The organism is Rheinheimera pacifica, assembly GCF_024809855.1.
In the GTDB taxonomy this organism is placed as follows: Bacteria; Pseudomonadota; Gammaproteobacteria; order Enterobacterales; family Alteromonadaceae; genus Alishewanella; species Alishewanella pacifica_A.
The window spans coordinates 542,153-555,286 of sequence record NZ_JANUEM010000001.1 but is presented as its reverse complement, the minus strand read 5'-3'; the positions used below and the strand labels follow the sequence as shown (position 1 = coordinate 555,286).

The following is a 13,134-nucleotide window of genomic DNA, read 5'->3' as shown; positions in this document are numbered from 1 at the left end:
CCCGCTGGTGGCCCGACATCGTTTATTGTCGTAAATCATTAATTTTATTGTAAGAAAACCATCATATAGCTGCTGTAGTGTAGCGGCGTTCCTGATGGCAGGATGCAGTGCCACGGTTTTTACCTGAGTTGCTGTGGCTCAGGAGCACTTATCAGCCAATCCGATAATAACCGTGCGCGTCAGGCCAGGTTGCTGCTATAGCAGGCCTGGCCTGCGGTAGCTATTAGCAGTGGGTACACAGATGCAGTATTCTTTTAAACACAACGACATCAGCAAATTACAACAAAAACCATTAAGCCGTGCAGTACAGCAGATTTTAATCAGCACTGCGTTGCTGGCAGCTGCGCCAGTGCTGGCGCAAACTACCGACAACATCGCAGAGCAAGCTGTTGAGGTCATTTCAGTTACCGGCAGTTACAGCCGCAGCCTGGAAAAAGCCGTCGATCTGAAAAAAACCAATATCGGTTTTTCTGATTCTATCGTTGCTACCGACGTAGCCGATTTCCCCGAGCAAAACCTGGCCGAAGCACTGCAGCGGATGCCGGGTGTGACCATTGAGCGCAATAAGGGCCTGGGCAGTAAAATTAACGTGCGCAGCCTGCCAAGTGAATTTACCCATGTGTCTATTAATAACCTGGCGACAGCATCAGGCAGTGGTGGCCGTGATGTGGAATTTGATATTTTTGCCTCAGAAATTATTCAAAGTGTTACCGTGCAAAAATCGCCCACGGCAGCAGATGAAGAAGGCGGTATTGCCGGGTCGGTAATGATCTCTACTGCGCGGCCATTTGATTACAGCGAGCGCAAGCTGATTGTATCGGCCGAAGGTGCGCATAACTCTATTTCAGAAGAAATTGATCCTAAGTTCTCTTTTTTAGCCAGCGATACCTTTGGTGACTGGGGCGCTTTGGTTTCGTTTTCTAAAGCTACCCGCACCAACAGAACCGACGCCAACTCAGGTATTAACTTCCGGCCAATGGGCCGTTTTCTGGAAGCAACCGGAGTACGCTCTGATCAGGCTGCTGCCGTGCTGGAACGTGATGCCGGTATCGTGGTGAGCGATCGCAGAGATAAAAACGAAACCAGCCGGATTATTTTTCAGGACAAAGTAGGCGACCGGCTATACCTGAATGATCAGGATAAATGGGGTGCTACCGCATCGTTGCAGTACAAACCAGGCAATGATTTCAGCCTGACCTTTGATGCGATGAAAGGCGGCTACGATGTAACAGAAGATGAATACGATGCGGCAGCTTACTCTGCTTCCAGCCGCAGTACGCTGGAAACCATTCACGATTACGACGACACCACGCTGGCACAATACGGCATAGTGGTACTGACCGATGTGTCGTACACCGCTACGCAACACGAGTTTTTAAGCAAACAGCGTATTAATGAAACCGATTACTCGCAGTACAGCCTGACGCTGGACTGGCAAACCAACGGCTGGGATATCAACGGCCTGATAGGGTACTCAGGGGCGAAAAAACAGCAGGATTACGCCAACCTGAAACACGTGGCCTATGCGCCGTCACGTACACGCTGGACAGCAACCGGCGGCGAAACCATAGTTAGTGCTAACCCGGCCAGTATTGATATGTATAACTCGCCGCAAAGCTACCTGTTTGAAGCATACGAAACCGAGCTGGAAAGTGTGACCGACGATAAATACGCCGCCCAGCTCGATTTTAAAAAGTCGCTTGAGCTGTCGTTTATGCCGGCACTTAGCAGCGTCCAGTTTGGTGTGCGTTACACGGATAAATCAAAAGAGCGTCAGTTTGGCAGTGCTAAAATTCAGGGTCCGGCGGCCGGTGATGCATCCTGGGTTAATAGCCGTACTCTGGCCGACAGCGAACTGCAATGGGTAACAGATATAGTGCCTGGCGGTGCTTACAAAGCTAAAGATCTGAACTGGATGCAGGTGGCTAACGATTACGCCCGCAGTACCTTTCGCTATGCCGGTTTTAGCACACCGTTTAACGAGGGCGATTACTACCGCGTAGATGAAGAAGTGCTAAGCCTGTATGCCATGGCAAACCTGGACTTTGATCTGGCCGGTCTGCCGGTAACACTGAATGCCGGTGTACGGGCGGTAGATACCTCTGTATTGTCTTTTGGTTACCACCAAGTGCAAAACGAAGATGGCTCTAATGGCTACACCGATACGCCAATTTCGAAAAAAGGCAGTTATAACGACTTACTACCCAGCCTGAATATGACAGTGGAGCTGGCAGATGGCGTATTACTGCGTGCTGCAGCCTCAGAAACCCTGATGCGCCCGGCGCTGGGCGATATAGCGTATAAACGCTCGGTTAGCTGGAGTGAATTCCGCTTTAAAGACGGCAACCCGGATCTTAAACCCACTACGGCCAAACAATGGGAAGCCGGTGTGGAATGGTATCTGGAAAGTGGTGGTATTCTGGCGGCGTCTTACTTCTGGAAAGAAATTGACGGTGTGGTGCGTGAAGCCCTGACCGGTGTGGTAGAAAACGTTGAAAAACGCAACGCCAACGGCACCTTAGATGGTTATTATGATTTTGATGTTTTCCAGCCGGTAAATGCTGAAGGCTCGTACAAAGTAACCGGGTTGGAGCTGATTGCCCAGCTGCCGCTGAATATGCTGCATTCTGCACTGGAAGGCTTTGGTATTAACAGCAACTATACCATGCTGGATAACTCGTTAACCGGCGCTTCGGATTTGGATATTCCCACCCCGCCGGAAGGCCTGGCCGACAAAACCTACAACTTTACGTTGTATTATGAGAATGACCGCTTCGATACCCGCATTTCTTATAACTACAAAGACAAATACGTAGAGTATATCCACCTGAATATGTACCCGGTATACCGCGATGCGTATGGCCAGGTAGACATTGCTATTGGCTATAACCTTACCGACAACATCAAGCTGAGCTTAAAAGGGATTAATATTACCGACAAAGAAGCTACCGGCTATACGTTAAGCCCGTTGTTCCCGGTGATGAATGAGTTTTCCGGCCGCCGCATCAGTTTAGGCATCCGCGCGGATTTCTAAGGGTAATCAGCACCGCCAGCACGGTAATTTTGTTTGTTACCGTGTTGGCGGTACACTGTTTTAATCTATGTAGCAGTGGGCAAAAGTATGCAGTTTAAGCGTTTTCCCGGTTTTGTTTTGGTGGCAGCAGGTATAATGTCCGGCATCAGTGCCTGCTCTGAGCAACCCGCCTCCACACCAGCTTTAACATCAGTATCAACAGCAATACCAACTGAGACAGGCACCGGGCAACAGTTACAAATTGCCTTTATGCCGGATATTCATTTTCACGATATTTACGCTAATTTCAGCGATGGCGCCTTTGCCGGTTTACCCAACAGCCAAAGTGGCAAACATGCCACTATCCGCAGTATGGCGGCGCAGCTTAAATCTACCCGGTTATTTAACGAAAACTACTTTGCTTTACTGGCCGCACTGGACGACGCCGCAGCGCGTGACATTAAGCTGATAGCGCTGCCCGGCGATTTTAGCGATGACGGCCAGCCGCTGCATATCCGTGGCCTGGCCGCTATTTTGCAGCATTACAGCGACACTTACGGCATGCAGTTTTTTGCCGCTCCCGGTAACCATGATCCGGTACGGCCCTTTAGCCGCCCGGCCGGTAAAAGCGATTATTTAGGCATTAATGGCTACGAGCAGCCCATCTACAGCCCCGGCAGTGACGCGTGTTCCGCTAAATTACCGGCGATACAAAGCCACACCAAACTCAGTACCATTTGCAGCGAAGAGGTAAAAGAGCTGGGCTATCAAGAGATTATGGCGCAGTTGGCGCCGTTTGGTTTTTACCCGCAGCCGGGTTATTTGTATTGGGAAACGCCATATAGCAATTACAACGAAGGTAATTATCGCTTCAGCCAGGCCAGTGAGCAGGCTACTTATACGCAGCGCCAATATGAAATATGCCTGCAAGGTACCGGTGGGCATTATAAGCAGCCAGATTACAGCCAGTGCAGTATGGTGCCCGACAGCAGTTACCTGGTAGAGCCGGTAGAGGGGCTATGGTTACTGGCAATAGATGCCAATGTCTATGTGCCGCAGGCCGGTGACAATGGCAATGGTTATACCGGGGCCGGTAATGCCGGTTATAACCGCATGTTTAGCCATAAAACCCAGGTAACAGACTGGATAACCCGGGTAGTACAGCGCGCTGAGCAAGCCGGTAAAACGTTAATTGCTTTTAGCCATTACCCGATGACTGAGTTTTATAATGGCCAGTCTGCTGCTATTGCCGAACAGTTTGGCGCCGATAGTTTTCAGTTGGCCCGCAGCCCGGCGGACAGTGTCAGTAATATGCTGGCCGCTACCGGTTTAAAGCTGCATATCGGCGGTCATATGCATATTAACGACACCGGCATTAGCAAAAGCCCGGATGGCAAAGTGCTGGTAAATGTGCAGGCACCATCGCTGGCGGCTTATGTACCGGCCTATAAGCTGGTAACACTAAAACCGCAGCAAAATGTTGAAGTGCAAACCGTGGTACTGAACGATATCCCGCGTTATAACGAGCTGTTTGAACATTATCAGCAGGAGCATAACACCCTGACGCAGCAGGGCAGGCCACTGTGGAATAAGGCCATTTTGACGGCAAAAAGCTACCGCGAATTTACCAACTGGCATCTTAGCGAATTAACCCGGCAACGCTTTTTACCGCAAGACTGGCCCGCCCCGCTGCGCGACAACCTGCTGGCATTAAATGGCCGGCAAATGCTGGTGTTATCTCAACTGCAAAGCCCATTGCAGTTAACGCAGCTGCTGGCAGAGTTAGCAACATTGCAGCAAAGCCCAAACTGGCAGCAAGCAGCCACGACGGCTGAAGCTTTGGTAACACAGGCTGGCCTGGCAGCAGAGGATTTTGGCAGCTGGAATGGCTTTGATTTAGCCGTAGATTTTTACCGGCTGCGTAATGCCGGTAGCCTGGCTTTGCAGGATATCAGCCCACAGCGGCTGGCGCAGTATCAATTGCTTACACGCCTGCTGGCGGCTAAAGCTGAAACAGAACAAGGTAACGACAGCTTTGCCCGGCAGTTTGGTGGTTTATTTCAACTGCTGCAGGCCTTTCGCCACGGTGACAGCGATATGCACTTTAGGCTGGATTTAAGCAACGGCAGTATTCATGATCTAAGCCAGTAACCGATTAAAAGCGAGAGCGCTGTCTGAACATGCCGGAACAATATCTGATTGTTCCGGTTTTTTGTTTTTATACTGATCATAAGTAACGCTGGCGCCGTATTGGTGGCTCATTGCATGCTAATATCAAGTTGCCTCTGTTTTGACCAACATTGGATGGTTTATATTAGAATGTGCTGCTGAACTTTGGGGGCCACATGTTTAATACTAAGTTAAAAGCGCAATTGTTGTCTGCACAAGCTGAGTCATCACATTATGCTGCGGTCATTGCGGCAATGCGTAACAGTGTGGCGTTAATCTGTTTTACCCGCGACGGTGTTATCGAAGATGCCAATGATCTGTTTCTTAAAACGGTAGGCTATACGCTGGAACAGATAAAAGGGCAGCATCATGCGATGTTTTGTGAAAGCGCTTATGCTAATGGTAGCGAATATAAAGCCTTCTGGCAGTCGCTTGGACGGGGCGAAGCAAAGCACGGTACTTTTTTGCGTAAAACCAACGGTGGTAAGCAAATATGGCTTGAGGCTACCTATTTTCCGGTGCAGGACAGCAGTGGCAAAGTATGCTCTGTAATGAAAATAGCTTACGACATTACCCGCCAAAAGCAGGAGGCGGAAGCGCAAAAAGCCATTTACAGCGCTATAGACAAAGCAATGGCGGTAATTGAATTTACCCCTGATGGCACTATTGTTAATGCGAACCAGAATTTTCTGCAGTCGATGGGATACCGGCTGGAGCAAATTAAGCATAAACACCACCGTATGCTTTGTGACGACAGCTTTTATCGCGAAAACCCCGATTTCTGGCAACAGCTGGCATTGGGCAAACTGAGTTCCGGTAAGTTTAAACGGGTTGATGCGCATGGTAATGAAGTGTGGTTGGAGGCAACCTACAACCCGGTTCTGGATGCGCAGGGCAAAGTACACAAGGTGATTAAGTTTGCTACCTTGATTACCAACCGGGTTATGCAAGCCATGCGCACCCGCGAAGCTGCCCGTGTAGCCCATGAAACCGCGACAGAAACCTTTAACGTGGCAGAGCAGGGCAAGCTGCATATTATGTCGTCCACCGCGCTGGCGACAGAAATTTCTGCCACTGTGCTGCAAACCGATACTGTGATCCAAAGTTTAAATGAGCAGGCCAAAGAAATTGCCAATATGGTGAGTATTATCCGCAGTGTGGCAGAGCAAACTAACCTTTTGGCATTAAACGCCGCTATTGAAGCCGCCAGGGCAGGCGAAGCAGGCCGCGGTTTCGCCGTGGTAGCCGATGAGGTAAGGCAACTGGCATCCAGAACCAGCCAGGCCACCAGCGATATCTCCAGTGTTGTCAGCAGAAACCTTGAAGTAACACAAAATGTGCTGCAGGCCATTAATTCTATTGACGGTTTAAGTAAGCAAAACGGCGATAAAATTAACCAATTATCGGCAATAATTGACGATATCGAACGTGGCGCCCAGCGCGTAGTAGAATCGGTATCGGCTATTCAGTAAGCAGTTAAACCGGCAACGTTTTACCCGCTGCTGCCGATTGCTCAGCCAGTTCAAGCAGCCACATTACGTCACAAGCTTGCTGTGGCGGTACCGGGTTTGGCCCCTTGCCGTTTATGGCAGCAACAATGGCTGCGTAATAATGCTGATAACAACCCGTTGCGGTGCTGTAGGGGGTAAGGTGCTCTGCCTGATACAGCAAACCGGGTTGGGGTTCTATGCCCCAGCCCGCATCAGCAGGTGTTAAGCCTTGTTTTAGCTGATCTTCCTGTATATCCAGGCCAAACTTTTGCCAGCTGCCATGCTGAGCCTGCAAGGTAAAGCGCGCCGATGGTGCGGCGGCCAGCATAGAGGCGCCAAGGGTCACACTAAAATGGCCGTAATCCAGCAGTACCGAGAACCAGTCTGTGGCTGTGGCCTCTGGCCGTAGCGTTTTTAAGCTGGCAGTAATGCTGTGTGGCAGGCCAAATAACACCAGGCTTTGGTCCAGCAGATGTGGGCCTAAATCAAACCATAAACCGGCGCCAGGCCCGGCCTGTTCACGCCAGCGCTGGCGTACCTGCGGCCGGAAGCGGTCAAAGCGTGATTCTAAATGCGCTACCTGGCCCAGTTGGCCGCTGTTTAGCAGATGCTGCAAGCTGAGAAAATCGGCATCATAGCGGCGGTTATGAAATACCGACAGCAGCCGTTTTTGCTCTGCCGCCAGTGCCGTTAATGCTTTGGCTGCTTTAAAGCTAAGCGCAAAGGGTTTATCTACCACGACATGCTTACCGGCGCGCAGCGCCAGTTCGGCCAGTGGGGCGTGGCTGTCGTTCGGGCTGGCAATAACCACCAGATCAATTTCTGCCAGTTGCACGGCGGCAGGGTAATTGGCTAATACTGTAATATCATTCCCCAGCTCTTGCTTAACCAATGCAGCCTGCGATGACGCGACATGCGTTAGTTTAAGGCCCGGCGTTGCCTGTAGCAGCGGGGCATGAAAGGTTTTACCGGCATAACCATAACCTACCAGCAGGGTGCGCAGTTCTGAAGCCATTGGCATTTGCTCTCACACTTAAATACTAAGCTGGTTACTTTGCGAAAATAGCCGCCGCAGCGCAACTTAAAATTGGCGCAACTTAAATCAAAAGTGCAGCTGAAAATCAGGGCAACAGGAATGACTGGTCTGGCTTTACCAGAATATATGTTTTATGTATACTTCGTATGTTAAGCCTTAGTCGAGGAGTATCACCTTGGGTATTGTTAAAATTGCCGATGAACTGCATGAAGAAATTCGTAAAGCCAGCGGAGCTATGTCGCGTTCTATTAATGCACAGGCCGAATTTTGGTTGAAAATGGGCATGCTGGCTGAACTGCACCCAACGCACAATTATCAGCAATTAGTGCAGATGCTGCTGCAGCAGGCAGAGTTTAAACTGGCCGGAGGCAGCGATGAGCGCCGTTCAGCTTAAAACTGCCGCCGAACTGGCGCTGCAACGTGAGGCTGGCCACTTACTGACTCAGGTATTTGCCATGCTGGACAACAGTATCGTAGCGGGTATGTCTACTTTGCAGATCAATGATTTGGCTGAGCGCTATATAGTTGATGAACTACAAGCGCGCCCGGCCAGCAAAGGCCAGTATGGTTTTGCTTATGTGCTTAATACCTCGGTTAACGATGTGGTGTGCCATGGCGTGCCATCAGCTACGCAGGTGCTGAAAGACGGTGATATTGTTAATGTGGATATTACGCTGGAAAAACATGGCTTTATTGCCGACTCCAGCAAAATGTACGGCATTGGCGAGCTGAGTTTTCCGGCGCGCCAGTTAATAGATGATTGTTACAGCGCGCTATGGCTTGGTATTAAGGCAGTAAAACCCGGCGCCCGTTTAGGCGATATCGGCTTTGCTATTGAGCAGTTTGCCCGCAGTAAAGGCTACAGCGTAGTGCGCGAATATTGCGGCCATGGCATTGGCCGTGAAATGCACGAAGCACCGCAGGTGCTGCATTATGGCGCCGCCGGAACCGGTATGCTGTTAAAGCCCGGTATGGTATTTACCATAGAGCCCATGCTGAACCAGGGCAGTGCTAAAGTAAAAACTAAAAAAGATGGCTGGACAGTGGTAACCCGCGATAAAAAATTATCGGCGCAGTGGGAGCATACTATTGCCGTAACCGACAGTGGGGTAGAGGTATTAACGCTGCGGCCGGAAGAACAAGCACAGTTGTGTTAATAAACATAAACAAAACAGCAAATTTGAGCATTTCATCAAACGGGTACTAATGCTAGCCTGTAAGCACTTTTCCTGATCTGGCGGACTTTTTATGCGTTTTTCAGCTTTTGCCCTGTGTTTACTTATTGCCCCGGCGCTGGCAGCTAACACGCCCTGGCCGGTACAGCCGGTATTAACACTTCAGCCGCAGATGCAACAGGTTGTGGCTGCAGATGCAATGCTGGAACAACTGGCCGAAGGTTTTCGCTGGGCAGAAGGGCCGGTAGCTGAGCCGGAAACCGGCGATATTCTGTTTTCTGATGTACCCGAAAATACCGTTTACCGCTGGAATAAAACACAGGGCTTAACGGTGTATTTGCAGCCATCCGGCTACACTGGCCTGTACCCTGACAACAACTTACAGGAAGGCGCCAACGGTCTAATTTTTAATGCTGATAACAAGTTAGTGCTGGCGCAGCATGGTGACCGGCGCCTGGCAGTATTGCAGGACGCCTCCGGTAAATTACCGCGATATCAAACCCTGGTGAGCCATTATCAGGGCAAATTGCTAAACAGCCCGAATGATCTGGTGCAGCATAGCAGCGGAGCTTATTACTTTACTGATCCGCCATATGGCTTAAAAGGCGGTGATGATTCAGCGCAAAAGCAGCAAAGCGTAAATGGCGTATACCGGCTGGCAGCAGATGGCAAGATCACGCTGTTAGCTGATAATTTAACGCGGCCCAATGGCCTGGCGTTTTCACCGGATGAGCAATGGCTGTATGTTGCCAATTCTGATCCGGCAGCGGCGCAGTGGTGGCGTTATGCCGTTAACGCCGATGGCAGTTTGGCTAAAGGCGAGCTGTTTTTTGATGCTACAGCCGCAACCAAAACCGCCAGCGGCCTGCCCGATGGTTTAAAAGTGCTGCCATCAGGCGTATTGCTGGCCACCGGGCCGGGTGGTGTTTGGGTGTTGTCGCCACAGGGCGAGCACCTTGGCACAATACAAACCGGCGTAGCCGCGGCCAATGTGGCGTTAAGTCATGACAACAGCTGGCTGTATATTACCGCCAGCAGTTATTTACTGCGGATTAAACTGGCAAACTGATCAGTTACTGTCTTGTACCACCAGCAGGCTGTATCTGGCATTCAGGCCAAATTGCCAGATTTTGGTTTCACCTGCCTGCAAAGGCAGCAGTGCCGAGCGGATTTTATTGCGCTTTAAGCGGATAAGTTTGTAGTTCTTAATGCTGAACAATAACTTACGGCTGTATTCTTCAAACCAGGAGCCGTTAAAGTGATGAATGGCGTAGCCGGGTTTGCCCGCCTCAGGTGTACAAAAATAGTGGCTGGGGTAAATAAAGGCATTGTCTGTCAGTTTGGTGATCTGGCGGGCAGTGTAGGGTTTAGTTAAGCCAAACTTTGCGGCAAAGATATCGCTGATCAGCCCGGTATTAGGGGTTAAATCGAACTGGCCATCGGCTTTAATAAATTGTTTGCTGGAGTAAGGTTGCAGTAGTTGCCGGATCACCGGATTGTTGGCGGTGGCTCCCATTAACGCCGTTACCGGTGCCAGACGCTTTTTAAACTGTTCGAAGCCGGTAACAAAATCATGCTGGCGGAATGCTTCAAGATCTGCGGTAATTTCCAGATCAGTATCAAAATAAAAGCCGCCGTACTGCTGTAAAGCGTAAAGCCGCAGATAATCAGAAACAAAAGCCCATTTGCCTGCTGCAAAAGCCTGTTGCATATAGGTATTGTCCAGCGCATGCACGCTGTCGTTATTCCACTCTACAATCTGATAGTTCGGCAGGTGCGTTTGCCAACTGGCGATACATTTGAGTACCAGTTCGGGCTTGGGCGCATTTCCTACCCAGACATAATGAATTATTTTAGGGATCATCAGTTACACCGCTGCACATTGTATTTACTGGCGGTAATATAAAGCGGCGATGGGTAGCAGATTGTGTGACTTTGTAATCAAGCTGTTATCTTAGTTACAAACTAAGGCTGTGCTCAGTTTGACAAATCTGCCTGCCGCAATAGCACCAGAGGATGGTGCTATTTTGTTGGTTTGAGCTTAAGTTATGCTGAATAGCAATTGGGCGGTTATAGAGGGCCGGCTTTTTGCTGCGGTGCAATAAAAGGCCTTACTTTTTGCCATACTTCTGCAGGGGGTAAAAAGGTTTTACTGCCCACCACACAAAACAGGCCGGGGCAGTTGTTGCTGAAACTGCGCGCAACATCCCACTGCTCAAAAGGGTGAGATTCATGCACCAGTAAGCGCTGTGGCAGTTCAGCAGTACCGGCGGTTACATGGTATTTATCCAGCATTCCCAACTTATGGGCGCACAGGTAGTACAATGAATACTCTGTCCACTTCAGCATTAAAAACCGGTGTAACAGCCAGTTTTTCGGGTGTTTAGGTAAATGTAACTGGCAGAGCCAGTCTACCCAGCTTTGCTTTGCTGTTTTTGGCGAAAGTTGTTGCATCAGGCCTTTAACAATATCAGTGGCTAAAATAGCCGGTGTTACCGTCATGCCCAGTTGTGGATCGCCGACATTGGCATTCATTTTTAAAATACGGGCAGAGGCTTTCCACCATTTGGGGTGCTGGGCGCGCTGTTCGTATTGCAACAAAGCTTTGCCATCGACAATTAGTTTTTCTGCACTGATAGGTTTAAGGCAGATAGCATCGGCATCAAAAGTTAAATAAAATTTTGCCTGCATTTTTGTGGCTATCGCCAGTTTAACGATTTGTTGTTTACGCCAACCGCGCATTTTGGGGTACTTTGCCAGTTCCGGTACCAGAGTGTCTTCCGATATCACCTGAATACCCAGCGACTGCCAGCGGGCAAAAGCCGAACTGACTTGCTCTACTTCAGCTGCGGGCACCACTACATAAAACTCGCTGAACAGCCCCGGCTCGGCAAAACGCTGCAGTGAGCTAAATAAAATATGCGCCCGGTTTAAATCGTCTACACCGTAGCTGCCGGTTACTTTAAGCGGCAGCACCGCACCTATAGTCATAGCAGTTTTCATCAATCACCAATATAGCCGTAGTTAAGCATATAGCCTGTCAATTCATTACGTAGCGTTAACATAGAGTATTTCAACAAGCAGAAGGCTTGTTTTTATGCTTTCAGTTCAGTTGAAACAGCACTTTTTATGTTAGCTGGTAAAGACAGAATATTAACCTAATGCAACATATGTTTGCAGCCCTTTCTGGCGCTTTACCTGCTTATTTCAGTAATAAATGTTCAAACAGACTGAAAAAAGTCAGTAATATTATTAGTAACAAAACAACGAGGCTGGTGTTAAGGATGAGCTTCAGCGTTTTATATAGTCGGCGGTGAGTACTGCGCAAATGCAGCGTTTTTTGCCGCAGTGGCGCAATCATGGCAAATAAAGCGCTAAAGATACCGCGTTTATCCTCTGCAGAGTTAGGCACCACGGTGCCGCGGATGATAAACCGATACAGCAGATTAAATATACGCCCGACGAGGCGCATTGGCCGCTCGACATCACACATCAGGATCAATCTGGCCGCATCTGTGTCGTTGTGCGCATAATGTGGGTAAGTTTCGTCAAAGATAAAATCCCGGCCATCAAGCCAGATACAATGTTCTCCATCGACATTGATATAACATTTGGCTGAATTAGGGGTGCTCAGGCCCAGATGATACCGCAGTGAGCTTGCCATGGGGTCGGAGTGCAGGCTAAGTTCAGAACCGGCTGGCAGGATGGAAAACATGGCGCCCCGCACTTGCGGTACTTGGCTAAGCAATGCCACAGTGTTCGGGCACAAACGCTGTGCTGAACGGTGGTGAGTGCCGTACCAGGTCAGGTAAAACTTACTCCAGCCACGTTTGTAAAACGTGCGAAAACCAACATCGTAATAACCGGCCGAGCCGGGTGTTTTAATGTCATCAAAAGCTCCGGTTGCCTGCAGCGCCTGGGCTTCATCGCGGATCAGTTGCCAGTTATCTCTAAGCACGGCAATGTTTTGCAGGTAGTCGGCGTTTAACACCGGTTTGCGGGCCCAGGCCCGGGTAGCCATATACAACAGGCAATTAAGTGGCGCAAACACCGGCCAGCTTTTGCGCAGATACTGCTTAAATGAAGCATAGCGCGCCTGCCCCCGCCAACGATAAACATAAGCTACACATGCAATGGAATACAGCACAATGCTGCTGACGATAAAAACACTGACACTCATAATATTGGCTCCTGATCTGGCCATAAAACCGGCTGCGTTTTTTGCGCAGCCGTAAACTTCAGTTAAACGGG

General features: G+C 49.6%; 10 protein-coding genes and 1 pseudogene. 7 read left to right on the top strand and 4 right to left on the bottom strand.

The annotated features are described in order from the left end of the window. Positions 1-241: 241 nt before the first annotated feature. From M2404_RS02545 to M2404_RS20370, 4 genes and pseudogenes are all read left to right on the top strand, one after another. Complete coding sequence (locus M2404_RS02545; RefSeq protein WP_259238109.1) at positions 242-3,034, top strand: TonB-dependent receptor; 2,793 nt, start codon at positions 242-244, stop codon at positions 3,032-3,034. A gap of 135 nt (positions 3,035-3,169) precedes the next feature. Next, positions 3,170-5,164, top strand: coding sequence for a metallophosphoesterase family protein (locus tag M2404_RS02540; protein WP_259238108.1), 1,995 nt, complete (start codon positions 3,170-3,172; stop codon positions 5,162-5,164). 194 nt (positions 5,165-5,358) lie between these two features. Next, positions 5,359-6,120 (top strand): annotated as a pseudogene (locus tag M2404_RS20375) (PAS domain-containing protein); the annotation flags it as partial. Positions 6,121-6,126: 6 nt separating this feature from the next. Next, entirely contained in the window at positions 6,127-6,654 is a 528-nt protein-coding gene (locus M2404_RS20370; RefSeq protein ID WP_473091806.1) for a methyl-accepting chemotaxis protein, read from the top strand. Positions 6,655-6,658: 4 nt separating this feature from the next. On the opposite strand, the gene M2404_RS02525 is transcribed toward M2404_RS20370, so the two are convergent. Next, positions 6,659-7,687 carry an oxidoreductase gene (locus tag M2404_RS02525; protein WP_259238105.1) on the bottom strand — a complete coding sequence of 343 codons (1,029 nt, stop codon included), beginning with the start codon at positions 7,685-7,687 and terminating at the stop codon, positions 6,659-6,661. Between the two features lie 196 nt (positions 7,688-7,883). Between M2404_RS02525 and M2404_RS02520 the strand changes: the two genes are divergently transcribed. From M2404_RS02520 to M2404_RS02510, 3 genes are all read left to right on the top strand, one after another. Further along, complete coding sequence (locus M2404_RS02520; RefSeq protein WP_068233510.1) at positions 7,884-8,102, top strand: ParD-like family protein; 219 nt, start codon at positions 7,884-7,886, stop codon at positions 8,100-8,102. Beyond that, entirely contained in the window at positions 8,083-8,865 is a 783-nt protein-coding gene (gene map, locus M2404_RS02515) for a type I methionyl aminopeptidase (RefSeq protein WP_259238101.1), read from the top strand. The genes M2404_RS02520 and map overlap by 20 nt, the downstream gene beginning before the upstream one ends. Before the next feature lie 91 nt (positions 8,866-8,956). Then, on the top strand, positions 8,957-9,952 hold the full coding sequence (locus M2404_RS02510; RefSeq protein ID WP_259238100.1) for an SMP-30/gluconolactonase/LRE family protein: 996 nt from the start codon (positions 8,957-8,959) through the stop codon (positions 9,950-9,952). On the opposite strand, the gene M2404_RS02505 is transcribed toward M2404_RS02510, so the two are convergent. The 3 genes from M2404_RS02505 to M2404_RS02495 form a co-directional block, all read right to left on the bottom strand. After that, entirely contained in the window at positions 9,953-10,747 is a 795-nt protein-coding gene (locus tag M2404_RS02505; protein WP_259238096.1) for a glycosyltransferase family 32 protein, read from the bottom strand. A 206-nt stretch (positions 10,748-10,953) separates the two neighbouring features. Beyond that, a complete protein-coding gene (locus M2404_RS02500) occupies positions 10,954-11,886 on the bottom strand; it encodes a DUF6492 family protein (RefSeq protein ID WP_259238094.1) in 933 nt (310 codons plus the stop codon). 199 nt (positions 11,887-12,085) lie between these two features. Further along, a complete protein-coding gene (locus M2404_RS02495; RefSeq protein ID WP_259238092.1) occupies positions 12,086-13,063 on the bottom strand; it encodes an aspartyl/asparaginyl beta-hydroxylase domain-containing protein in 978 nt (325 codons plus the stop codon). Positions 13,064-13,134 lie beyond the last annotated feature (71 nt).

Coding starts and splice junctions, on each gene's coding strand:
- M2404_RS02495 (WP_259238092.1), bottom strand. CDS start 13,063: ATGAGTGTCAGTGTTTTTATCGTCAGCAGCATTGTGCTGTATTCCATT.
- M2404_RS02540 (WP_259238108.1), top strand. CDS start 3,170: ATGTCCGGCATCAGTGCCTGCTCTGAGCAACCCGCCTCCACACCAGCT.
- M2404_RS20370 (WP_473091806.1), top strand. CDS start 6,127: ATGCAAGCCATGCGCACCCGCGAAGCTGCCCGTGTAGCCCATGAAACC.
- M2404_RS02510 (WP_259238100.1), top strand. CDS start 8,957: ATGCGTTTTTCAGCTTTTGCCCTGTGTTTACTTATTGCCCCGGCGCTG.
- M2404_RS02505 (WP_259238096.1), bottom strand. CDS start 10,747: ATGATCCCTAAAATAATTCATTATGTCTGGGTAGGAAATGCGCCCAAG.
- M2404_RS02500 (WP_259238094.1), bottom strand. CDS start 11,886: ATGAAAACTGCTATGACTATAGGTGCGGTGCTGCCGCTTAAAGTAACC.
- map (WP_259238101.1), top strand. CDS start 8,083: ATGAGCGCCGTTCAGCTTAAAACTGCCGCCGAACTGGCGCTGCAACGT.
- M2404_RS02525 (WP_259238105.1), bottom strand. CDS start 7,687: ATGGCTTCAGAACTGCGCACCCTGCTGGTAGGTTATGGTTATGCCGGT.
- M2404_RS02545 (WP_259238109.1), top strand. CDS start 242: ATGCAGTATTCTTTTAAACACAACGACATCAGCAAATTACAACAAAAA.